General features: G+C 49.1%; 20 protein-coding genes. 17 read left to right on the top strand and 3 right to left on the bottom strand.

From position 1 onward, the window contains the following. Nucleotides 1–195: 195 nt before the first annotated feature. The 4 genes from dnaK (at nt 196) to NA330_RS09030 (ending at nt 5,036) form a co-directional block, all read left to right on the top strand. Nucleotides 196–2,112, top strand: a complete 1,917-nt coding sequence (gene dnaK, locus NA330_RS09045; RefSeq protein WP_000516126.1) for a molecular chaperone DnaK — start codon at nt 196–198, stop codon at nt 2,110–2,112. An 85-nt stretch (nt 2,113–2,197) separates the two neighbouring features. Continuing rightward, a complete protein-coding gene (gene dnaJ / locus NA330_RS09040; protein WP_001119009.1) occupies nt 2,198–3,337 on the top strand; it encodes a molecular chaperone DnaJ in 1,140 nt (379 codons plus the stop codon). 280 nt (nt 3,338–3,617) lie between these two features. After that, the gene (locus NA330_RS09035; RefSeq protein ID WP_023242382.1) at nt 3,618–4,565 is read left to right on the top strand and encodes a LysR family transcriptional regulator; all 948 of its coding nucleotides are present in this window, start codon (nt 3,618–3,620) and stop codon (nt 4,563–4,565) included. A 126-nt stretch (nt 4,566–4,691) separates the two neighbouring features. Then, nucleotides 4,692–5,036: a phage holin family protein gene (locus tag NA330_RS09030; RefSeq protein WP_000026889.1), complete on the top strand. Its 345-nt coding sequence runs from the start codon at nt 4,692–4,694 to the stop codon at nt 5,034–5,036. A 59-nt stretch (nt 5,037–5,095) separates the two neighbouring features. Here the strand turns inward: NA330_RS09030 and NA330_RS09025 are convergent, their stop codons facing one another. Both NA330_RS09025 and NA330_RS09020 read right to left on the bottom strand, forming a co-directional pair. After that, nucleotides 5,096–5,629, bottom strand: a complete 534-nt coding sequence (locus NA330_RS09025) for a glycoside hydrolase family 108 protein (RefSeq protein WP_001068132.1) — start codon at nt 5,627–5,629, stop codon at nt 5,096–5,098. A gap of 16 nt (nt 5,630–5,645) precedes the next feature. After that, nucleotides 5,646–6,089 carry a winged helix-turn-helix domain-containing protein gene (locus NA330_RS09020; RefSeq protein ID WP_000860681.1) on the bottom strand — a complete coding sequence of 148 codons (444 nt, stop codon included), beginning with the start codon at nt 6,087–6,089 and terminating at the stop codon, nt 5,646–5,648. A gap of 380 nt (nt 6,090–6,469) precedes the next feature. Here NA330_RS09020 and NA330_RS09015 point away from each other — a divergent pair, with 380 nt between their 5' ends. From NA330_RS09015 to NA330_RS08960, 12 genes are all read left to right on the top strand, one after another. Then, nucleotides 6,470–8,569 carry a glycosyl hydrolase family 18 protein gene (locus NA330_RS09015; RefSeq protein WP_001647498.1) on the top strand — a complete coding sequence of 700 codons (2,100 nt, stop codon included), beginning with the start codon at nt 6,470–6,472 and terminating at the stop codon, nt 8,567–8,569. A gap of 92 nt (nt 8,570–8,661) precedes the next feature. Continuing rightward, nucleotides 8,662–11,640: a hypothetical protein gene (locus NA330_RS09010; protein ID WP_023242381.1), complete on the top strand. Its 2,979-nt coding sequence runs from the start codon at nt 8,662–8,664 to the stop codon at nt 11,638–11,640. 282 nt (nt 11,641–11,922) lie between these two features. Continuing rightward, nucleotides 11,923–12,627, top strand: a complete 705-nt coding sequence (locus tag NA330_RS09005) for a winged helix-turn-helix transcriptional regulator (protein ID WP_000738619.1) — start codon at nt 11,923–11,925, stop codon at nt 12,625–12,627. Nucleotides 12,628–13,056: 429 nt separating this feature from the next. Then, nucleotides 13,057–13,599 carry a fimbrial protein BcfA gene (locus NA330_RS09000; protein WP_000743357.1) on the top strand — a complete coding sequence of 181 codons (543 nt, stop codon included), beginning with the start codon at nt 13,057–13,059 and terminating at the stop codon, nt 13,597–13,599. Between the two features lie 100 nt (nt 13,600–13,699). Further along, complete coding sequence (gene bcfB, locus NA330_RS08995) at nt 13,700–14,386, top strand: fimbrial biogenesis chaperone BcfB (protein WP_000739906.1); 687 nt, start codon at nt 13,700–13,702, stop codon at nt 14,384–14,386. 4 nt (nt 14,387–14,390) lie between these two features. Next, on the top strand, nt 14,391–17,012 hold the full coding sequence (bcfC, locus tag NA330_RS08990; RefSeq protein WP_023242380.1) for a fimbrial usher BcfC: 2,622 nt from the start codon (nt 14,391–14,393) through the stop codon (nt 17,010–17,012). After that, complete coding sequence (locus NA330_RS08985) at nt 17,013–18,020, top strand: fimbrial protein BcfD (RefSeq protein ID WP_023242379.1); 1,008 nt, start codon at nt 17,013–17,015, stop codon at nt 18,018–18,020. Next, nucleotides 18,021–18,566, top strand: a complete 546-nt coding sequence (locus NA330_RS08980; RefSeq protein ID WP_001082038.1) for a fimbrial protein BcfE — start codon at nt 18,021–18,023, stop codon at nt 18,564–18,566. A gap of 15 nt (nt 18,567–18,581) precedes the next feature. Next, a complete protein-coding gene (locus NA330_RS08975; protein ID WP_001243232.1) occupies nt 18,582–19,100 on the top strand; it encodes a fimbrial protein BcfF in 519 nt (172 codons plus the stop codon). Continuing rightward, nucleotides 19,066–19,797, top strand: coding sequence for a fimbrial chaperone BcfG (gene bcfG, locus NA330_RS08970; RefSeq protein WP_077910390.1), 732 nt, complete (start codon nt 19,066–19,068; stop codon nt 19,795–19,797). Before NA330_RS08975 ends, bcfG begins: the two co-directional genes overlap by 35 nt. Before the next feature lie 64 nt (nt 19,798–19,861). After that, complete coding sequence (locus NA330_RS08965) at nt 19,862–20,707, top strand: DsbA family protein (RefSeq protein ID WP_000291399.1); 846 nt, start codon at nt 19,862–19,864, stop codon at nt 20,705–20,707. Nucleotides 20,708–20,745: 38 nt separating this feature from the next. Next, the gene (locus NA330_RS08960) at nt 20,746–21,033 is read left to right on the top strand and encodes a hypothetical protein (RefSeq protein ID WP_023242377.1); all 288 of its coding nucleotides are present in this window, start codon (nt 20,746–20,748) and stop codon (nt 21,031–21,033) included. Between the two features lie 99 nt (nt 21,034–21,132). Here NA330_RS08960 and NA330_RS08955 read toward each other — a convergent pair whose 3' ends face one another. After that, a complete protein-coding gene (locus tag NA330_RS08955; protein WP_023242376.1) occupies nt 21,133–21,582 on the bottom strand; it encodes a winged helix-turn-helix domain-containing protein in 450 nt (149 codons plus the stop codon). Between the two features lie 369 nt (nt 21,583–21,951). Here NA330_RS08955 and NA330_RS08950 point away from each other — a divergent pair, with 369 nt between their 5' ends. After that, entirely contained in the window at nt 21,952–22,956 is a 1,005-nt protein-coding gene (locus tag NA330_RS08950; RefSeq protein ID WP_023242375.1) for a LysR family transcriptional regulator, read from the top strand.

Raw genomic sequence — 22,956 nt, 5'->3', positions numbered from 1 at the left:
TTTTCCATCGCGCCCTCTCGTCACTAAAAAATTTTTTCATCTCCCCCTTGATGACGTGGGTTACGACCCCATCTTGTAGTCAACCGCAGTGGTGAGTCTGAAAAAAAACGATTCAGGGTAGTTGAAACCGCACGTTTCGCCCTTATTACAGATTCACAACCACATGATGACCGAATTTTTAGTGGAGACGTTTAGATGGGTAAAATTATTGGTATCGACCTGGGTACTACCAACTCTTGTGTAGCGATTATGGATGGAACGCAGGCACGCGTGCTGGAGAACGCCGAGGGCGATCGCACTACGCCTTCTATCATTGCTTATACCCAGGATGGTGAAACTCTGGTTGGTCAGCCGGCTAAACGTCAGGCAGTGACAAACCCGCAAAACACCCTGTTTGCGATTAAACGCCTGATTGGCCGCCGCTTCCAGGACGAAGAAGTTCAACGTGACGTTTCTATCATGCCGTACAAAATCATCGGCGCCGACAACGGCGACGCATGGCTTGATGTGAAAGGTCAGAAAATGGCGCCGCCGCAGATTTCTGCCGAAGTGCTGAAGAAAATGAAGAAAACGGCTGAAGATTATCTGGGCGAACCGGTAACTGAAGCGGTTATCACCGTACCGGCTTACTTTAACGATGCGCAGCGTCAGGCTACCAAAGATGCTGGTCGTATCGCGGGGCTGGAAGTTAAACGTATCATCAACGAACCGACTGCCGCAGCGCTGGCTTACGGTCTGGATAAAGAAGTCGGCAACCGTACTATCGCGGTTTACGACCTCGGTGGTGGTACTTTCGATATCTCTATTATCGAAATCGACGAAGTTGATGGCGAAAAAACCTTTGAAGTTCTGGCAACCAACGGTGATACCCACCTGGGTGGCGAAGACTTCGATACCCGCCTGATCAACTACCTCGTTGACGAGTTTAAGAAAGATCAGGGCATTGACCTGCGTAACGATCCGCTGGCCATGCAGCGCCTGAAAGAAGCCGCAGAAAAAGCCAAAATCGAGCTGTCTTCTGCGCAGCAGACCGACGTGAACCTGCCGTACATTACCGCAGATGCCACCGGTCCGAAACACATGAACATCAAAGTGACTCGTGCGAAACTGGAAAGCCTGGTTGAAGATCTGGTGAACCGTTCTATCGAGCCGCTGAAAGTCGCACTGCAGGACGCTGGCCTGTCCGTGTCTGATATCAACGACGTGATCCTCGTTGGCGGTCAGACCCGTATGCCAATGGTGCAGAAAAAAGTGGCTGAATTCTTTGGTAAAGAGCCGCGTAAAGACGTTAACCCGGACGAAGCTGTGGCTATCGGCGCAGCGGTACAGGGCGGCGTATTGACCGGTGATGTGAAAGACGTACTGCTGCTGGACGTTACCCCGCTGTCTCTGGGTATCGAAACGATGGGTGGCGTGATGACTCCGCTTATCACCAAAAACACCACCATCCCGACCAAGCACAGCCAGGTGTTCTCTACTGCGGAAGACAACCAGTCTGCGGTAACCATCCATGTGCTGCAGGGTGAGCGTAAACGTGCGTCTGATAACAAATCTCTGGGTCAGTTCAACCTGGATGGCATCAACCCGGCGCCGCGCGGTATGCCGCAGATCGAAGTCACCTTCGATATCGATGCTGACGGTATCCTGCACGTCTCCGCGAAAGACAAAAATAGCGGTAAAGAGCAGAAGATCACCATCAAGGCATCTTCTGGTCTGAACGAGGAAGAAATTCAGAAAATGGTTCGCGATGCAGAAGCGAACGCTGAATCCGACCGTAAGTTCGAAGAGCTGGTTCAGACCCGTAACCAGGGTGACCATCTGCTGCACAGCACCCGTAAGCAGGTTGAAGAAGCAGGCGATAAACTGCCGGCTGATGACAAAACCGCTATCGAGTCTGCGTTGAGCGCGCTGGAAACTGCCCTGAAAGGCGAAGATAAAGCCGCTATCGAAGCGAAAATGCAGGAGCTGGCGCAGGTTTCCCAGAAACTGATGGAAATCGCTCAGCAGCAACATGCGCAGCAGCAGGCTGGCTCCGCTGACGCTTCTGCAAACAACGCGAAAGATGACGACGTTGTCGACGCTGAGTTTGAAGAAGTAAAAGATAAAAAATAATCGCCCTTTGAACGGGTAATTACTGGCACGGGCGAAGAGGTTTCCTCTCCGCCCGTGCATGCATGTTAAGGGCAGATAAAAAGAGATGGCGAAAAGAGATTACTACGAGATTTTAGGCGTTTCCAAAACAGCGGAAGAGCGTGAAATCAAAAAGGCGTATAAGCGCCTGGCCATGAAATATCATCCGGACCGCAATCAGGGTGATAAAGAGGCCGAAGCTAAATTTAAAGAGATTAAAGAAGCCTATGAAGTGCTGACCGATGCGCAAAAACGCGCAGCCTACGATCAGTATGGTCACGCCGCGTTTGAACAAGGCGGTATGGGCGGCGGATTTGGCGGCGGCTTTAATGGCGGCGCTGATTTCAGTGATATCTTTGGTGACGTTTTTGGCGATATCTTTGGCGGCGGGCGTGGTCGCCAACGTGCGGCGCGTGGGGCTGATTTGCGTTATAACATGGATCTCACCCTGGAAGAAGCGGTGCGTGGCGTGACCAAAGAGATCCGTATTCCGACGCTGGAGGAGTGCGACGTTTGCCACGGCAGCGGGGCGAAAGCTGGCACGCAACCGCAAACCTGTCCGACCTGTCATGGTTCTGGTCAGGTACAGATGCGCCAGGGATTCTTTGCTGTACAGCAGACCTGCCCACACTGTCAGGGACGCGGTACGCTGATCAAAGATCCGTGCCATAAATGTCACGGTCATGGGCGTGTTGAAAAGAGTAAAACTCTGTCCGTTAAAATCCCGGCGGGCGTGGATACCGGCGATCGTATTCGTCTGGCAGGCGAGGGCGAAGCGGGCGAGCATGGCGCACCGGCAGGCGACTTGTACGTTCAGGTCCAGGTGAAACAACACCCTATTTTCGAGCGTGAAGGCAATAATCTTTATTGCGAAGTGCCGATCAACTTTGCGATGGCGGCGCTGGGCGGTGAAATTGAAGTGCCGACGTTAGATGGTCGCGTGATGCTGAAAGTACCGAGCGAAACACAAACGGGCAAGCTGTTCCGTATGCGCGGCAAAGGCGTGAAGTCCGTACGCGGTGGCGCGCAGGGTGATTTGCTGTGCCGTGTGGTGGTTGAAACGCCGGTCGGTCTGAGCGAAAAACAGAAGCAATTGCTAAAAGATCTTCAGGAAAGTTTTGGCGGCCCGACGGGAGAGAAAAACAGCCCGCGTTCAAAAAGCTTCTTTGACGGCGTGAAAAAATTCTTTGACGATTTGACTCGCTAATCTTTTTCCCGTTGTATTTTTCTTCAGCCCGGGTGTATATCCGGGCTTTTTTCTGCCTGTACGCGCCCAGGCTTCTGTTAAACGCATCGTATCCTCTCATTTGTTGATATTTTGTTTTTACTGATAAACAAATTGATGTTAATCAGCAGTTTTGTATACGCTTATTCTTTAAAAAAACGTGATGTGATGACATTAATGATTGCTTTTTTAGATGCTGTGAATTGATTTATCTTGAGTATTATCTATATTGCTTTTTTTAGTTTCCGGAGGCAGACAGCGAATGGGATCGAAAGGTGCCAACAAGAGCTTTGATTATAATTTAATCAAAATTCTTGACGCTGTTATTTTGTCAGGAAATGCGGCTATGGCGGCAAAAAAGTTAGGCATTACACCGGCTGCCGTTTCTCTGGCGTTAAAGCGCCTGCAGAGTTATTACCCGGAAGAACTGTTTAGCAGAGGGAAAGGCGGGCTCATCCCCACAGCTAAGGCTGTCGACATTCACCAAAATTTCAGTCAGGTGATGAAACTGGTGGATGACACCTTTCTCTGTAATAGTAAAAAAGATGAAGCGTTCCAGATAACGTTATTAGGCAGTGATATTGTTGAAAGCTATTATCTTTCTCAGCTCTATAACAGCGATATATTTGACCGTATTTTGATAAATCATTTCACTGTCAGAAATATGAGTCGGGAGCATATCAGCGAACTTCTGTGTACTGCGCAAGGCGATCTGTTGATTAGTGCCGAACCTTTGCTGGAGTCCGGCATAGAGAATCAAATTATTGATAGTTTTAAATCATTTGTTTGTATCTGTAGCAGTAAACACATGCTGAGTACCCTCTCACAACTGTCGCTACATCATTTTTATTCTTCGCGTCATGCGTTATATCAGCCGGGGATGGGGGCTTCAGTGATATATCATGATAGTGAATTATTTAAGGATGAGCTTTACTATACTGGCAGGCGTATTGTCGGCTATCGCAGTGATTCGCTTAACGGTTTGATGAGCATGATCGAACGAACCTCATTGATTGCATTGATGCCTTTGAAATTAGCGCTTTTTTATAAAAATCATCGTAAATATGACATTAAATTTATTCAGCCTCCGCCCGAACTGGCTTTGAAGTCAGTTCAGGTCTATGCATCCTGGAATAAAAATAGTAGAAATATATCGACGATTAATGAGATGGTAAGTATGTTACAAACGCTTTCCTCCTTCCGTCGCTAATACACCTCATTTTTACGCTTTGATTTAATATGGTTTTAAATGATGTGCTTTGATTTTTACCCTTCTGACAGGGCGCTTACACTCCTTGTGTTAATTATTCATTTATAATGATTTCGGAGTGTTAAAATGTCTATTCCCAACCATGTGTCGACAACGGAAGTTGTGCTATTGGAGCTAGAGATCTTACTCACTATTATTTCGATTGGCGCGTGGGGAGGCTTTGTCAGCTATCTTTTACGCAAAGATAAGACAGAATATAATAGTTCTCATGAAAGTATTAAATATTGCTTAACGCAGATCGTGATTTCCTGCTTCACCAGTTTCTTGTTAAGCGCGATTGCGATCGAAAAAGAATGCAGTTTCAACATTGTTCTGTTGGCGGCAGGCTTAGGCGGTGTTTTCGCGAGTCCGATCTTAAAAATTCTTGGGCGGCGGATTAAAAAAATTATCGAAGGAAATAATTCAGATTAATTATCATTCGCAGTATCAGGCTCATCCGTGAGCCTTTTACGCGTTTTTTTCAGCCGGGTCTAGGTCACTCTATTCTTGATCCAGCCATAAATAAATTGTTCGTTATTGTGGTTTTTCTCAGCAACGTTTAAGTAGTACGTGCCCTGACTGCAATTGAGGGCTTTCACCAAAACGGCTTCCCCTTCCTGGCCTCGCCAGGCCAAATAATGTTCGAGAGCGGCAAGCGTCCGCGGGCCAATATTGCCATCCACATGAATATCCGGGTAGCGTTTACCTTCGTGATTAAAGACGTTCAACCAGCGTTGCAGCCACGCGCTGGGGTGGTAAGCGCCTATGTTGACTGCCGCATCGCACAGCTCGAAGGAGACTGGCCACGATAGCGTCGAGATGACATCAAAGCCTGGTTTTATCCAGTAATCCTCTTCGAGAATCGCGTAGGCTTCAGCGTGGGTCAGATCCCGCATATCGCCAGCATAGCCATGCGCTCGCGCCGTGGCTTCGGTAATGCCCCAATGGGTGGCGCCGCCTTTATCTTTAGGGTTAAATACGTAACCGCCTTCAAGCGCAATAATTCCATCTATAATTGGATTCATCTTCCCTTTCCTTCGCTTAGTGAATATGCAGGTACATGAGAGAACCTAACGTTACTGAAAATACGGTCGTCAGGGCGGCGATGGTTTGCCGTACAATCTGTTTTTTTCTTCCCTTTGTTTCGCTATCCGTCGCGATAATGGCGATATCACTATTCACTTTGAGACCTTGTCTTGGAATGGTAATAAAAAGATCGTTAATACCAAGCGCTTTAAGGTCACGTCTGATTAAATAGAGAATCTGCGTTAGATTTGCATCATTAACATAGTGGCTTCGACTTCCCCATAACGCAGTGGTTATTTTTTGTCGCTCGATAATCTCCAGATGAGCATTCTCGATGATGAAACTGAGACATTTGGCTCTCATCGCAGTCATTTTAATAACCTGTGAATTTGAGACCGTCCTCAGTTCATATTTACCTTCATTGTAAATGCAGTTGCTATTAATGATATAAGTTTTCATAACGTCTTCCTTTAGAAATGTACATCCTGGTTGTCTGTGGTGACTATATTGTATGAGAAATGTCTTAATCCAATAAATGTCACTGGTTTTATTGTATTGTCATTGTCTATAGCGAGTGTAATCACATTATTTCATTGAAATTAAATGATATTTAATTACATGATAAATGATATTTACTATGCTCTCACCAGAACGGAGTAAGCGGGCGCTGAAAGGTGTTGTTTTCTCTTCGACAGACGGTGTTGTTAACCTCATTTTTATGATTTTTATATCATCTAAAAAGATGATGTTTTGTGATTAGCTATTTTTTATGCCTGTAACGATTATGGACCCCGCAGAACGAGCTGCGACAATTTTGAAACGTAAAAGGAAATTTGAAAATGGCTACAAGCAAACTGATTCAAGGCGATACAATTACTGAAACTACTCATGCAGCGAATGGTTTTGACCCTGCAACAAGCGATGATAAAATAAGCTATACTTCCGCTCGTGTTGCGAAACCGGTATACAATAAATATAAAAATTCCACGACTAAACCGAAGGTATTCGGTTATTACACCGACTGGTCACAGTATGACAGCCGTCTGCAAGGCAATATGTCCGAACCAGGCCGTGGTTATGATTTAACCAACGTTTCACCGACGGCTTATGACAAACTGATTTTCGGCTTTGTTGGCATCACCGGTTTCAGAAAAATTGATAAAGAAGACCGCGACGTCGTAGCAGAAGCGGCAGCACAGTGCGGCAAAGTGAAATATGAACCGACCTTCCTCGATCCGTGGGGCGATTTCCAGTCTTATATCAACCTGGGTTTTGAAACCAGCGGCTGGGATGTTGATCCGAAAACCGTGACCCAGGCTAACGCCAAAGGTATGCTGGGCGCGCTGCGTGATATGCAGGCAAAAGCGAAAGCCGCAGGCCACACGCTGGCGCTCTCCATGAGTATCGGCGGCTGGAGCATGAGTAACGGGTTCCACGAAACCGCCGCTTCTGACTCTTCTCGTAAAACTTTCGCCAAAGGCGTGGTGAAACTGTTCAAACAGTTCCCGATGTTCAGCGAAGTGGATATTGACTGGGAATACCCGAACGATGAAGGGGCGGGCAACCCGTTTGGTCCGGAAGATGGCGCTAACTACGCGCTGCTGATTGCCGAACTGCGTAAACAGCTGGATTCCGCGGGTCTGAGCAATGTGAAAATCTCTATTGCCGCTTCTGCTGTCACTACTATTTTTGACTATGCGAAAGTAAAAGATCTGATGGCTGCCGGCCTGTATGGCATCAACCTGATGACCTATGACTTCTTCGGTACGCCGTGGGCGGAAACGCTGGGCCACCACACTAACCGCAAAGCGCTGGAAGAGGGCGGCTGGGCTGTCGAAACTATCGTTGATCACCTGCTGGCGGAAGGTTTCTCCGCTGACCGTATCAACATCGGTTATGCCGGCTATACCCGTAACGCTCGTCAGGTAGAAATTGAATCCCTGTCGCCGCTGAAAGGTTCTTACAACCCAGGTTCTGGCGTTACTACCGGTTCCTTCGAATCCGGCACCAGCGAATGGTATGACGTCATTTATAGCTACCTGGATCTGGAAAACCAGAAAGGCCGTAACGGTTTCAACGTTTACACCGACCAGGTCGCTGATGCTGACTACCTGTATAGCCCGGAATCCAAACTGTTTTTATCCCTGGATACGCCGCGTACCGTCAAAGCAAAAGGCGAATATGCAGCGAAACTGGGCCTGGGCGGCGTGTTTACCTGGACTATCGATCAGGACAACGGCGTGCTGGTTAACGCCGTGCGTGAAGGTCTGGGTTATGAAATCGAATCTGAAGTTATCGATATGGAACCGTTCTACTTTGAAGGTATCAATGTAGAAAAAGATGAAGAGCAGAGCGACAGCGACGACGCGCAGAAGGTCAACCACGCGCCGAAAGCGGCGATTGAACTGCTGGTCGTAGGCGGATCTACGGTACAGCTGTCTGGCGCAGGTTCTTCTGATGAAGATAACGATGAGCTGTCCTTTAGCTGGGGCGTGCCTTCTCAAATCACTGTGGCAGACAAAACGGCAGAAATCATTGAGGTTGTGGTACCGGAAGTTAGCGAAAAAACAGCCTTCCAGTTCACCCTGTTTGTACGCGACTGCTACAACGAACCGTCCTCTCAGCAGCGCTTTGTTCTGACGGCTGTGCCTGCGCTATCTCAGGTTCAACCGGAACCGGAAGAGGAAGAAGAGATTATCGTTCCTGTACCGGACGAGGAAGAAGATACCACGCCGGCTGAGGATGATACGTCAGCAGATGACAAAACGTCACCTTACGCGCAGTGGGATGCTTCTACCGTTTATGGCGCAAACTGGGGTTCTTTCGAAATCGTTAGCTGGAAAGGCCATAACTATCAGGTGAAATGGTGGTCTATGGGCGACCAGCCTGACCTGAACTGCGGTGTCGGCGGTGCATGGACCGATCTTGGCGCTTACTAATACACGGCATTAAACACGATGTATTGGGCTTCATGATTCAAGCCCCGGTTTACCGGGGCTTTTCTCCACCAGGGACAGAGGAAGAGCAGACCATGACCATTTCCATCCATGCCAGCGCATTTGACGTCAACAGCTGGTATCAAAAAATCACCTTAACCTTCATCAATGAGAGCGGTAATGCGGTCGATATGAACCATGCCGCAATATCATTCACGGCTTCCGGGCACATCGATCCATGGGGAAATAGCGGCGGTACGCTCAAAGGGAACCTGCCGCTTACGCTGAATGAGAGTTCGTATGGCACGCTGGAAACTAACAACATCATCATTAATAACAGCGATGCATTACTTCTTCAGCCGGGCGAACGCGGGACGCTCTCTTTCAGCCTCGCGGCGACGCAGGTGCCGGTAAAAATGTCCGCCATCACCTTGACGCTGGCGTCATCGTCATCCGAAGACGCAGAGTCTGAAACCCCATCCGATCAGGAGACGCCAGCGATACCCGCCGAACCCGATGTGCCGGAAAAGGACAATGACCTTCAGGAACGCGGCCTTACGCTTAACGTTAGCGAGTTGAATACCGCGAGTTGGTATCAACGCGTCACCTTTACGCTGACCAACCTCTACGCTCAGGCGGTAGATCTCAATCAGCTTCAACTGAATTTTACGGCCAGCGCGCACCCCGATCCCTACAGTCCGTTTCAGGGAACAATGCTGGGGAATCAGGCCGTGACGCTGGCCAGCGATGGGGGATGGCCCATCGAGAAGAATACCATCACCATTAATCATGACGGCGCGCTGATGCTGGCGGCGGGGGATACCGCCGAATTACAGTGCTATCTGGCCGCCACGCAGATGCCAGTTGCCATCAGCGATTTGAGCGCGACGTTGGCCCATGACCCTGCCCGTCAGGGAAAAATTTGTGTTCATTTTCCTGCCATGACGCAGACCGTGGCGCTCAAACCGGCGATTGAGCTGCTGTTTCCTGCCGGCGAAACCCGGCGCTTTGTCGGTGAGTGGGGAGAGGTTCTGACAATAAGCGATCTTAGCGCAGGAACGTATCGGCTTACCGTACCGGTACTGGCGAATGATGAGATGCAAATCGCGCCAGTCGAGTCCTCTTTTACCGTTACGCTGCAATCCGGCGATGCCGCCGCGCAGGTCCAGGTATCCTGTCTGCCGATTGTCCGTTATGCCAGCGCGCGTCTGATGATTGACGCCCCTGCGCTTGGTAATGCGAAATTGACCGTTGATATCGCCGATACTACGCAAGCGGATGAGCGTACCGTCACGCTGATCGCCAACCAACCGCAGTTAATCACCCGGCTACTGGCGGGGCATCATTATACGGTCAATCTGCAGCCTGCGATGATTAATAACCGCTTTATATCGGCACCCATACAGCTTACGGGTTTTATCCCTGCTGCGGCGCAGATTGCCGAGGTTGCTGTCGCTTACCAACAGTCAGCGCTCGACACGGCGAGTTTCGTGACGGTGGATGCCACTCTACTGGGCCTGCCCGATGGCGTCGCGCCGCAGCGTTATCTGTTCAGCAGCGGTAAATATCAGTACTCATTAATGCTGGAGAGCGGCAGCGATCGGCAGACGTTGGCATTACGCTTTGCGCCCGGGCTGTATGATGTTCAGACGGACGATATTTTCATCGACAGCGTGCCGTGGCGTTGTGAACAGGCCGGGCCGCTACGGTTGTTGCAAAAGGTCAACCATGTGGCGCTGGAGTTTCTGCCCGGCGTGACGCTACAGGTAAAAGGTTGGCCTGATTACCTTGCTCATGGCGGCGTGACGGTTAACGCGCCAGAGACGGTTTCTCTTTATCGCGATATACCGTTTAGCGCGTTGTTTAAATACGATGGTTTTGATGGCGGCGGCGATCCGGTTCCGGCCGCGGAGGTTGACGTGAACGGAGATGGTTTTCTGGATTACGCGACGTTACCGATCCATAAAACCGTTGCGCTGGTGCGCCAGATAGAAAAAGAAGCCGGGCGTAGCGTCATGCCGGTAATGGTCATTTATACCGCGAATGCCAGCGGCGGTAGCGCCCTGGCGGATTTACAGGATGCGCAAAAGCTACGTAACCATTTTGGTAACTTTATTACCCAGTGTCTGGCGGCGCAGTCATACAAAGATGAGACGCATCCTGTCCCGGCCACCTTTGTGCTTAATCCGGATTTTCTCGGGGCGCTACAGCAAGGACCGTATGGCTATACCGTAGTACGGCAAAAAAACAGTGTGCCGGTGAATGCCCAACTGGCGGCGGCGATACAAGCATTACCGGCGATGGCTGGCTTTATCGCGCCTTCGTTGCCGACGTTTAGCGACGATCTCTACGGCTATATTCAGGCGGTGAACTATCTTGTTCGTCAGTTTGCCCCGGATGTGGCTTTTGGCTGGCAGACGAATGTCTGGGCGACAGGAACGGCGGACTGGGTGCTGCGCGATACCGCTGATCCGGTAGCTGAAGGGCAGGCGATCGCCGGATTTATTCATGAACTGGGCGTTTATAGCGGAGAATATGCGCCGGACTTTATTGCGTTTGATAAATTTGAGCGTGACTGTTTCAGTCCTGATGCGCTTGCCCACTATGGCTGGAATGCGACATGCTGGCTTAATTACCTGGCGATGGTCAAACAGGTGACGAAAGTGCTGCTGACGCCCGCCATGCTGTGGCAAATCCCTGGCGGCCATATGCCTACAGTAGAAGAGGGCGTCAGTAAGATCAGCCCTGCGCACTTTGCATCCGGCGGAACCTTTTTTATGGGTGACGCCCGCATTGGCAGCGATCCTGACACGCTCTCTTTGCAGCTACTCAATACGGCCTTAAATAGCGCGACTTACGGCGTCCCGACCGTCGGCGACTTTTTACGTAAAGATAAGGGGTATGACTGGGGCCAGATGCAGGCGCTGAACCTACCGGACTTTAACGTCTTTTCGATCTTATGGGGCGGTGGTTCTACTATCAGTATTACGACAATCCATTCTAACGGTGAAGACGGCGGCTGGCTGGCGGATAAAATGGTAGAGTATTATGCTGCTCCACGCTATTTCAGATAATATCACTGCTTATTTGCATTAATCTGGACTATTAGTTTGAGATTCGAAGGTGCGTGCTCTTTCGAATCTCTTTTCTTGCGCCCCCTGACCTCTCATTCTTTATGCGTAATTCGTTATTAATTTTCTGTAATCATTTTGTATTAAGAATTGTCTTAATCTTAAAAATATTGCGTATTAGTGCGTTGTGAATACAGAAATACTGCATAGTGATGTTATTTATTATTAATTTAAGTACTTTTTGAGAGGTTATACTGTGGCGCTACATTGAGTAGACAACCGTTAATGAAAAAAATGATGAACGACGCTTTTGCTAAAGATAATAATGAGAATTCATTACACTCTTTTCTTTTTTCTCAGCAGGCTAAACCTCACGCGGCAATTGATGCCTTATTTTCGGCCTTGTTGCCATTTGGTCAACCGTTTACGCTGGGTATCGGCGATGAGTTTTATTTACAGGCAAACGATGAACACTACATTGTATTACTGGAGTCAGGCGTTGTTTCTTTCTGTCATAATGACAAACGACTCCATATATCTTCATCGTTTGCGCCATCGGTCGTGGGTATGGTTGACAGCTATGGCGCTACCTATAATGTCCCCGCGCGACCGGAACACTTTTTGCTCGCAGAAACGGTTTGTACCGGTAGATTTGTTCGCCTGCCGGATTTTATAAAAATCGCCGATGAATGCGATTTGTGGCACGACGTGGCCCGTTGCCTGGCTTACCGTCTGATGGTGATGAGCGCGCGCGATCGTGAATTAGTCGGCGTCGATTCTTATCTGAAAGTTCGGGCGTTGCTGACTGAAATCTGGGCTTATCCACAGGCCTACCGGGAAAGCATTATCGTGTTGAATTTTATTCAACGGCGTACCGGGATATCGCGCAGTCGGACCATGAAGATTCTGTCTGAACTAAAAAAAGGCGGGTATATCCATATTGATAATGGGCGACTGACGGCGCTCGGAAAACTGCCAGTGGCGTATTAATGTACTATGCGCAACGATATATTTACATATCTCGTCTGAATTTGCCTGATATCGTTAATAAAATGTTTTACTGAAGGTTGTTATGAAGGCTATTTTTAAAAAGTCAATACGGCTAAAGGAGATAGGCCGAACGACTGGTGTAAAGTTAATATAAAACAAGAGGTTATGTCTGGTCCTATAAAACCAAATGTCGATGATTGCAACTTGCCGTTGGCTTGCTAATAATTAATAACATCGTTATCTCATTATAACGTAAAGATTAACTCACGACGTTGAGTGGCTGTTTTATTGCCTCTGACATTTATATCAGAACAAGAAGACACTTTTTTTCGCATAAGAAAAAGTCGTGATATTGCTGTGAAGAAATATCAGCAGCCGTTTCGTTAAAAAATCTGATTACCCTCATTTTTATATTTAAAAGGAGCTTGAATGAAAAAGCCTGTACTAGCATTAATGGTCTCTGCAATTGCCTTTGGCGGAATGTTGTCCACCGCGCAAGCGGATACTACAACCGTCACTGGCGGTACGGTAAATTTTGTCGGACAGGTCGTTGACGCCGCCTGTTCTGTTTCCGCTGACTCTGTCGATCAGACCGTGACATTAGGCCAGGTTCGCGCCAGTAAATTAACCGAGGCCGGTATGGTGGCGAATCAAAAAGAAGATTTCACCATTAAACTGGAAGACTGCGATACTCAGACCAGCCAGAATGCGGCGGTGATTTTTAATGGCCAACAGGACGCAAACCAGCCGGGGTCGCTGGCGAATACCGCTGGGGCAGGTTCGGCGACGAATGTGGCATTACAACTTTATGGACCAGATGGCCAGGCGCTGAATATCGGTGAATCGTCCAGTACTGTTACCTTGAACGATGGCGAAAACGTTATTCCGCTTAGCGTGGATTATATCGCTACCGGTACGGCGACTGCCGGTAATGTTACCGCGACGGCGACATTTAGCATGGTTTATTCCTGATTCCTTATCGGGATTTTTTTCTCGTCTGTTGGGAGGCGAGAAAGGGGCGTTACGCGCGTCACTGCGCGTAACAAACCGACGGCATCAGGATATTACGCAGATGAAAAAAAACTTACCGATTTTCCTTCGATTATTGCTACTGCTGTCGGCGGCCGGCCTGTCGTTTGCCGCGCAGGCGGGAGGCATTGCGCTGGGCGCGACCAGGGTGATTTATCCGCAGGGAAGTAAGCAAACCTCCTTGCCGATTATTAATTCTTCTGCCAGCAATGTTTTTTTAATTCAGTCATGGGTCGCCAATGCCGATGGTTCACGCTCGACGGATTTTATCATTACGCCGCCTCTCTTTGTGATCCAGCCTAAAAAAGAAAATATATTACGTATTATGTATGTCGGGCCGTCATTACCGACCGATCGCGAAAGCGTATTTTATTTAAACAGTAAAGCGATACCCTCTGTCGATAAAAATAAATTGACCGGCAACTCCCTGCAAATTGCGACGCAAAGCGTGATTAAGCTATTTATTCGCCCGAAAAATCTGGCGGAGGCGCCAGCTCATGCCCCGTCGACGCTTCGCTGCCGTAACGAGCGCGGCCAGCTAACGATTACTAACCCTTCGCCGTACTACGTTTCGATGGTTGAACTGTACAGCGCGGGGAAAAAACTGCCGAATACTATGGTACCGCCGAAAGGCGCGATCACTCTCCCGGCGACGCCCGGCCAGGTATCTTTGCGCACGGTAAACGATTTTGGCGCAACGACGCCAGCACGCGTTTGTCCAGCTTCATGATGTTATGCGTAATCAGCTTTTCATGACGCGATATTACTCCAGCGTAACTAAACCCGTATTAACCCCGCTGGCGTTGGCTATCGCACTGGCGCCTGCGTCGGGGTGGGCGGAAAACTATTTCAACCCGGCGTTTCTGTCTGACGACCCGTCTGCGGTGGCCGACTTATCGACCTTTTCCCGTAATGCCCAGGCGGCGGGGATGTATCGCGTTGACGTTTACCTGAACAATACGTTTCTCGCGACCAGAGACATTGCCTTCCAGGCGGTGAAAACGACGGGAAAAAGCGCGCCCACCGATGACAGTGGATTACGCGCCTGCCTGACGCCTGAAATGCTTAAAAATATGGGGGTAAACACCGGGGCGTTTCCACTGTTGGCGAAGGCGGCGGCGGGAAGTTGCCCGGATCTCGCCAGTGCGATACCGGCCGCCCGGACCCGCTTTGATTTTGCGCAGCAACGTCTCGACATTAGCATCCCGCAGGCGGCGATGGTTGCCAGCGCCAGAGGCTATATCCCACCGCAATACTGGGATGAAGGTATTAACGCGTTGCTATTGAATTACACCTTTACCGGCGCGAATAGTCAGGATCGGAGCCCAGGCGGCAGTGCGGAGAACAGCTATTTTCTTGGATTGAATAGCGGCCTTAATCTGGGGGCCTGGCGGTTACGCGACTACTCCACATGGAACGCGAATAGCGGCGATCAGAATAGCGACAGCGACTGGCAGCACATCAGTACTTATCTGGAACGTGATGTGGTCTTTTTGCAGGGAGAACTGACGGCAGGCGATAGTTATACCCCCTCCGCATTATTCGACAGCCTTCCTTTTCGCGGGCTACAACTGGCGTCTGACGACAATATGTTGCCAGACAGCATGAAGGGCTTCGCGCCGACCATTCACGGCATTGCCAGAAGCAACGCGCAAGTGACCATTCGGCAAAACGGCTACATCATTAATCAGCGCTATGTGCCGCCCGGGGCATTTACTATTAATGATCTCTATCCTACCGCCGCCAGCGGCGATTTGACTGTGGAAGTCAAAGAATCCGACGGTTCTATTAATCGCTATAACGTGCCCTATTCCGCCGTGCCGATTCTACAACGAGAAGGGCGGCTGAAGTATGCGGCGACGGTGGCGGAGTATCGCAGCGATAGTAGTCAAAAAGAGAAGGTGAAATTCAGTCAGGCGACCTTGATATGGGGGTTACCGCATGGTTTTACGCTGTATGGCGGAACACAACTTTCCAGTCATTATCACGCGCTGGCGATCGGCAGCGGCGCAAATCTGGGCGACTGGGGCGCGGTGTCGCTGGATGTCACCCAGGCTACCAGTACGCTAGCGGATAATAACACCTACCAGGGGCAATCGCTGCGTTTCCTGTATGCCAAATCGCTTGCACAGTCAGGAACCAATTTACAGCTTATGGGCTATCGCTATTCAACCTCGGGCTTTTACACGCTGGATGATACCACGTGGAAACGGATGAGCGGCTATGACGATGACAGTCGGACTGACAGCGATAAAAGCAGGCCGGAATGGGCGGATTATTACAATCTTTATTATACCAGGAGGGGCAAAGTACAACTCGATATCAATCAACAGCTAGGCGGGTTGGGATCGCTTTTTATTACCGGCAGTCAGCAAAGTTACTGGCACACTGATGAAAAGGATTCTTTGTTGCAGGTGGGATACAGCGATACGCTGGCGGGTATTGCATGGAGCGTTTCTTACAACAATAACAAATCCGCAGGCGATGCGGAGCGCGATCAAATTTTCGCGCTGAATATCTCGGTGCCGCTAAGTCAATGGCTGCAACACGATGATGAGGTCACGCGCCATCACAATGTTTACGCTACCTTTAGCACCAGTACGGACAAACAGCATAACGTTACGCAGAATGCGGGCCTTAGCGGCACACTGCTGGACGAAAACAATCTTAGTTACAACATACAGCAAGGCTATCAGAATCACGGTATTGGCGAAAGCGGCGCCGCCAGCCTGGAATACGATGGCGCAAAAGGCAACGCCAATATTGGCTATAACGTTAGCGATAACGGCGATTACCAGCAGGTGAACTATGGCCTGAGCGGCGGCCTGGTGGCGCACGCGCATGGAGTGACGCTAAGCCAGCCGTTAGGCAATACCAATATTTTGATTGCCGCGCCGGGCGCAGCCAACGTCGGCGTTGTCGACCAGCCGGGTATTCATACGGACGCGCGTGGTTATGCGGTGGTGCCGTATGCGACGACATATCGCCAAAACCGTATGGCGCTGGACGTTAACGCCATGGCTGATGATGTCGATATTGATGACGCGGTGACTCGCGTTGTGCCGACCGAAGGCGCGCTGGTTCTGGCCCGCTTTAAAGCGCGGGTTGGCGCGCGTGCCCTGGTAACGCTGAATCATAACGGTAAGCCTGTACCCTTTGGCGCAACGGTGACGGTGAATGATCGCCATGCGGAGGCGATTGTTGACGAGGCCGGGGAAGTCTATCTTTCCGGGTTGTCAGCGCAAGGCGTTCTGCACGTTCGCTGGGGGAACCTGCCGGATCAACAGTGCGTCGCGTCCTATCATCTCTCTTCCTCCCGTCAGATTCTGAGTCGACAACATGCGGAGTGTCATTAAATGAAAATACCTCTTTTATTTGCTCTGCTGGCGGGAAGTGTCGTATCGCAGTACGCACACGCAGACGTGTGTAAAAACGTTAACGGTGTACCTTCCAGTATTAATTACGATTTAACGACCACTCTGACGGCAGAACAAAACCAGGTGGGAAAGACGGTTCAACTGGAAAAAAGCCAGGAAGTTAATGTACAGGCGGTGTGTCCCGCCGGCGCGGCGACCTATAGCCAGACTTATCGCTCCTATGTGTCGCCATATCCGGTCGTAGAAACGAGCGGTAACTGGAAATATTTAAAGCTGGACCCGGACTACCTTGAAGGCGGAATGCGAATTGAGGATTCTTCGGCGGGCGATATTTATCCGCCAATGAACAATGTCCTGATGGGATATGATGAAAATGTGAAAGCGGGTCAACCGTTTTACGTTCGTGACTCAAATCTGGAGTTTCAGCTCAAAATTGTTAAACCGTTCGTCGGCACGGTGAATATTAGTCCTAAGACTATGTTCAATGTTTATGTCATGACCGCCGCAGGCGATCCGCTGACAGATGTCGTATACAGCATTCTTTATAGTGGAACGGTGACCGTACCGCAAAGCTGCGAAATCAACGCCGGACAAACGATTCTGGTGAATTTCGGCGCATTATACAGCGGCAATTTCAATCATGCAGGCCAAAAGCCGGAGGGGGTACGAGCGAAAAAATTCAGCGTACCGGTAAAGTGCAGCGGTCTGGATTCGCAGGTCAATTTAACAATGCGTCTTATCGCTACGCCGGATAGCCACTTTCCCCAGGCTATCGCTTCGGATAATGCGGATGTCGGCGTAGTGGTCGAAACCGATGAAGGAAACGCGCTTATCCCCAATGATGTACAGAGCGTCGCGCCTTTTATCACCGATAGCGCAGGACGCGCTAACATCACATTGCAGGCCTACCCGGTGAGTACAACAGGCGAAACGCCAGCGGAAGGGGCGTTTACCGCACTGGCCAGCCTGCGAGTGGACTTTGACTAAATGAACAGATCACACTGCGCTCTTTTTGCCATGGGACTGATGCTGTGTCCACAAATCAATGCCAGCGCTGACGACCTCGCTTATAACCTCGAATTTACCGGCACTATTGTGGCGCAAACCTGCGACATAGATATTTCCAGCCTCAGTCAAAGTATTGATTTAGGCCAGTTTGCGGTTGGCGATTTTCCTTCGACGGGAACAACGACAAAATTTAAGCCCTTTAATATCAACCTCAAAAATTGTTCCCGAGGAATTGCCGGGGCGAAGATCTGGTTTACCGGCGAACCCGATCCGGACAATCCCGCGCTACTGGCGATAACCGATACCGGAATGGGAAGCGGAAACATGTTAGCAAGCGGGGTTGGGGTGGAAATTCTGAATGATGATCAGGATACCATCAGTATCAATAATGCCGACTCGGTGGTCTATCCGTTGAAAGCCGGACGCAACACGCTGTCTTTTTATATTCGCTATAAATCGACCCGGCCGACGGTCACGTCCGGGAACGCGACGGCGGTCATGTATTTCGATATGCAGTATGAATGAGGAGCCATCGTAATTATGCGTAACGATATCCTGTACGGTATCGGGATGCTGCTGGCGGCATCCGGCGTCCAGGCGCACGATGGCCGGGTCTATGTCTCCGGAACCATCACGGACAATACGTGTTCGCTCTCTCCAGGCTCGGAAAATATTAACGTGGCGATGGGCGCGGTTTCTCAACGGCAGTTTTATCGCGCAGGCGACGGTTCCGCATGGCAACCTTTTGCTATCGATTTACAAAACTGCGGCAGCACTGCCAGCGGCGTAACGGTCAGTTTTAGCGGTGCGGCGGACAGTCGTAATACGGATTTATTGGCGCTTACCGCAGGGGAAAGCGACGCTTCAGGCATTGGGATTGCGCTTTATGATCAAAATAAAACCTTAATCCCACTGGGGCAGGAGAGTGATGTGGTGACGCTCAGTCCGGGCCAGGCGTCGGCACATCTGCAATTTTACGCGCGTTATCTTGCCGATGGCGGCGCGGTAACGCCCGGGGACGCCAATGCCTCCGCAACCTTCATTCTTGCCTATGAATAAGCTCTTTTTACGCTGCGCGATATATTGGTGCTTGCTTCCCATATCATGGGCGCAGGCTGGCGTGGTAATTGGCGGTACTCGCTTTATCTATCATGCGGGCGCCCCGGCATTAAGCGTACCGGTAAGTAACCATTCAGAAGCGTCCTGGTTAATTGATACGCATATTTTACCTGGTGGCCGCTGGCCTGGAACCAAAAACGAAGGGAATATCACGCCCTTCGTAGTCACGCCGCCATTATTTATGCTTTCAGCGCGCCAGGAAAACTCAATGCGGGTGGTTTATACCGGCGCACCGCTACCCGCCGACAGGGAAAGTCTGTTTACCTTGAGTATCGCCGCTATTCCCTCCGGTAAACCGGAAGCGAACCGTGTACAAATGGCGTTTCGTTCGGCTTTAAAATTGCTCTATCGCCCTGAGGGACTCGCCGGCAATCCGCAGCAGGCCTACCGGCATCTGATCTGGTCGCTTACCCCCGATGGCGCGACGGTACGCAATCCGACACCCTATTACGTTACGCTCTTTTTATTACGCGCTAACGAGCGCGCCCAGGACAACGCCGGGGTCGTGGCTCCCTTTGCAACGCGTCGAACGGACTGGTGCCGGCACGCGGTTCGCTGCACTGTGCGCTGGCAAAGTATTAATGACTATGGGCGGGTAATGCCAGCGCAAACCGTGGATCTGACGCGTATTCATTAACCTATTTTTCAGGCGTCTCCCGATAGCGGGAGGCTTTCCGATCTTATCGAACGAGACTTTTATTATGTATTATCACGCGTTAAAACTTTCCCGACTGGCGATGTTGACGTTGGCAGGCGTTGCCGTATCCGCCTCGGCAATCGCCGCCGATTCTGCCCCGACGTCGCAAATTGGTCCGACGGCGGAAGCCTACATCGTCAGTCATCCGGATAAAGTGGGAGAGGTCGTGGCAACGTATTTGGCCGAACATCCGGAATTTTTGGTCGCCGCCAGCGAGACGTTACATCAGCGTCAGCAGATTGCGCAACAACAGGCGTATGTTCAACTGGCATTACAGTATCGTGCTGAGTTGCTCAGTAGCAGCAGTCCTTCCGTTGGGCCCAGCGAGGCAAAAGCGGCGGTGGTGATGTTCTTTGATTACCAGTGCTCGTGGTGCAGCAAAATGGCGCCTGTGGTCGAAAACCTGATTAAGGCGAACCCGGATACCCGGTTTATTTTCAAAGAGTTTCCTATTTTTTCCTCCCGCTGGCCAGTATCCGGACTGGCGGCCAGAGTCGGCGAACAGGTATGGCTTACCCAGGGCGGGGCGAAATATCTCGACTGGCATAATGCGCTTTATGCCACAGGGAAGGTGGAAGGCGCGTTAACGGAACACGATGTCTACACCCTGGCGCAACATTATCTAACGCCGACGCAGTTGGCCGCCGTAAAAGAAGCGCAAAGCAGCGGTGCAGTACATGATGCGCTCCTCACTAACCAGGCACTGGCGCAGCATATGGACTTTAGCGGCACGCCTGCTTTTGTCGTCATGCCTCAGACGCAAAACGGTGATGTAAAACGGGTGACCGTGATCCCGGGAAGCACGACTCAGGATATGTTGCAAATGGCGATTCAGAAAGCGAAGGGGTGATATTCGCTCAGAGGAGAACGCACAGGAGTGAAAGTAAAATGAAGTCTATGCGTTGCGTCATACCGGTGATTTTACTTTCCTTTATCGTTCATGAAGGGACAGCGAAACCGACCGCTCAGATTCATTTTATGGGATCGGTTGTTGAGGCAGGCTGCTGGAATGACGTAGGAACCTTAGAAATTCAATGCCATAATAAAGAGGGAGTTGAACGTTTTATTATTGTCGAGAATATTATCACGCCGATATCGTCTCCTCATGCAACGGTAAAACGAGATTATTTGGATGAAGATAAGCAATTAACAGTGCTACGCATTGTCTATGACTGAACCGCGTAGCAGACCGCAGATGGTGTCCCGTCAGTGTCGTGTGAGGATATTATGAAAAATGTTCTCACCTTCCCGGGACACGGTCTACAGACTTTATCTTCAGATAAACGGCGCTAAAAAGAAAAGCACGATCAATAAAAAAAGAGTGGGAATACCAATGGATATAATTTTATTACATCGGTGAGTATGATGTTGAATAGCTTGTGGCGGTATGTCAGCAGCGTCAATGATAAATCTTTCATCGATTTTTATCCCCTGCCTGGGGAGCGTAACAAACAGTTCGAAAAGCCCGATTTGTTGTAAATCTCGTCGCAGCAGATAAAGAAGTTGTGTCAAATTAGCATCGTTAACAAATTGACTTCGCTCCCCCCAAACTGCGTGTGAAATCATCTCCCGCGTAATCAGCTTCTTGTAGGCATTTTCAAAAAGATAGCTTAAACAACGCGCACGCATTAGCGTCACCTTTAGCACTTTTTTATCATGTAATGATATTATTTCTCTTAACGACTCATTATAAATAAATTCGTTATTAATAGTGTATTGTCTCATGAATTCACTCCGTTTTGATATTCATAAGGTAAGTTTCACACTGTCAGTGTGTTCACTGGCGGTAAAGTACTCCTTACATCAGTACGGATAAGCGTAGAGAACCACAAAGAAATAAGAGAATCATTTGTGATTAAACAGGATAATATTATGCTTTTTTACTTTTTTATAAAGTGTGTCAGATGTTTTTGATGTTTTTTATAAAATAGTATCATATGTTTTTATTTCACACAGGCTGAAATGATATCAATAAAATTATAATTTAATTACAACCATGTAGAGGAAATGATTTACTTATTGAAATAAGTGTGGTGCAAGGTTAATCTGCGCCTTAAATGATGGTGCCAGATTATACCAGCCAGGATAACCTATATGCGGCCAATAAAAAATGCTAAAAAAATTGACTACAATCTGATCAAAGTGTTCGATACGGTTATTACTGAAGGAAATGCAACCAGGGCGGCGAGGAAACTGGATGTCACGCCTGCGGCGATCTCTCAGGCTCTTCTTCGTTTACAAAATCTTTATGGCGAAGAGTTATTTATCAGAACCCGCAAAGGATTAGTCCCGTCCAGCAAAGGTAAATCGCTCCACCAGGTATTTCGCCAGGCAATTGAATCTATAGAAAGCACACTGTGCGATAAAACAGATGCTCAGGAGAGTAATGAACTCATTGTTCTGGGAAGTGATATCACTGAAAATTACTATTTTCCGGCATTGCTGGATACTGTGTTGATGAATCGATATATTATTAAACACTATGCGATTAAAAAAACAGGGGAATACTCGCCAGCCTCCATGCTGACGCATGGCTATGCGGATGTCATCATGGGAATTCTGGAAATTAAGAATGAGATGATCGAAAGTTATCTTATTGATAATTTATCTGATTTTGTTTGTGTTTGTGGTGAAAAAAGTCCATTGGTTGGGCTTGAAAAAATGTCTTTATATAATTTTTATGCTGCCAGACATGCTGTTTATCATTCAGATATGTTCTCTTCTTTCACCGCTGATAGCATTGATTTATTCAAGAACAGCACGCCTTATGCGGGGCGCAGGGAAATAGGTTATTATAGTGATTCACTATTTGGAGTTATCGGTGTTGTTGAAAAAAGCGATATGGTTGCGATTTTGCCAGGAAAGATTGCTACTTATTTTAGAGATGTGCGGCGTTATAATATAAAAATACTACGTATGCCTGATGAAATAATTTTTCGTACATTACCCGTTTATGCTTATCTGGCTACAAACAGCACCCATTATAAAAATGCCAAAAAACTGATATCAACATTTCAGTCGACCTTTCTTTTTAGCCAGGAAAAGCAGCCTGACGCTTTGGTTGAAGGAAGCACATCCTTATGCGATTTGTCGGTTTAA

The sequence above is a fragment of the Salmonella sp. NW722 genome, from assembly GCF_051702785.1.
Taxonomy (GTDB): domain Bacteria; phylum Pseudomonadota; class Gammaproteobacteria; order Enterobacterales; family Enterobacteriaceae; genus Salmonella; species Salmonella enterica.
Note: the sequence above shows the minus strand (reverse complement) of the source record. Positions and strands in the feature narration are given on the sequence as shown.

Bases quoted from the DNA above. Each gene is read 5' to 3' on its own strand.
- NA330_RS09000 (WP_000743357.1), top strand. From the start codon at position 13,057: ATGAAAAAGCCTGTACTAGCATTAATGGTCTCTGCAATTGCCTTTGGC.
- NA330_RS09035 (WP_023242382.1), top strand. From the start codon at position 3,618: ATGGGATCGAAAGGTGCCAACAAGAGCTTTGATTATAATTTAATCAAA.
- NA330_RS08985 (WP_023242379.1), top strand. From the start codon at position 17,013: ATGAAAATACCTCTTTTATTTGCTCTGCTGGCGGGAAGTGTCGTATCG.
- NA330_RS08955 (WP_023242376.1), bottom strand. From the start codon at position 21,582: ATGAGACAATACACTATTAATAACGAATTTATTTATAATGAGTCGTTA.
- NA330_RS08950 (WP_023242375.1), top strand. From the start codon at position 21,952: ATGCGGCCAATAAAAAATGCTAAAAAAATTGACTACAATCTGATCAAA.
- dnaJ (WP_001119009.1), top strand. From the start codon at position 2,198: ATGGCGAAAAGAGATTACTACGAGATTTTAGGCGTTTCCAAAACAGCG.
- NA330_RS09030 (WP_000026889.1), top strand. From the start codon at position 4,692: ATGTCTATTCCCAACCATGTGTCGACAACGGAAGTTGTGCTATTGGAG.
- bcfB (WP_000739906.1), top strand. From the start codon at position 13,700: ATGAAAAAAAACTTACCGATTTTCCTTCGATTATTGCTACTGCTGTCG.
- NA330_RS09020 (WP_000860681.1), bottom strand. From the start codon at position 6,089: ATGAAAACTTATATCATTAATAGCAACTGCATTTACAATGAAGGTAAA.
- NA330_RS08965 (WP_000291399.1), top strand. From the start codon at position 19,862: ATGTATTATCACGCGTTAAAACTTTCCCGACTGGCGATGTTGACGTTG.
- NA330_RS09025 (WP_001068132.1), bottom strand. From the start codon at position 5,629: ATGAATCCAATTATAGATGGAATTATTGCGCTTGAAGGCGGTTACGTA.
- NA330_RS09010 (WP_023242381.1), top strand. From the start codon at position 8,662: ATGACCATTTCCATCCATGCCAGCGCATTTGACGTCAACAGCTGGTAT.
- dnaK (WP_000516126.1), top strand. From the start codon at position 196: ATGGGTAAAATTATTGGTATCGACCTGGGTACTACCAACTCTTGTGTA.
- bcfG (WP_077910390.1), top strand. From the start codon at position 19,066: ATGCCTCCGCAACCTTCATTCTTGCCTATGAATAAGCTCTTTTTACGC.
- NA330_RS09005 (WP_000738619.1), top strand. From the start codon at position 11,923: ATGAAAAAAATGATGAACGACGCTTTTGCTAAAGATAATAATGAGAAT.
- NA330_RS08960 (WP_023242377.1), top strand. From the start codon at position 20,746: ATGAAGTCTATGCGTTGCGTCATACCGGTGATTTTACTTTCCTTTATC.
- NA330_RS09015 (WP_001647498.1), top strand. From the start codon at position 6,470: ATGGCTACAAGCAAACTGATTCAAGGCGATACAATTACTGAAACTACT.
- NA330_RS08975 (WP_001243232.1), top strand. From the start codon at position 18,582: ATGCGTAACGATATCCTGTACGGTATCGGGATGCTGCTGGCGGCATCC.
- NA330_RS08980 (WP_001082038.1), top strand. From the start codon at position 18,021: ATGAACAGATCACACTGCGCTCTTTTTGCCATGGGACTGATGCTGTGT.
- bcfC (WP_023242380.1), top strand. From the start codon at position 14,391: ATGCGTAATCAGCTTTTCATGACGCGATATTACTCCAGCGTAACTAAA.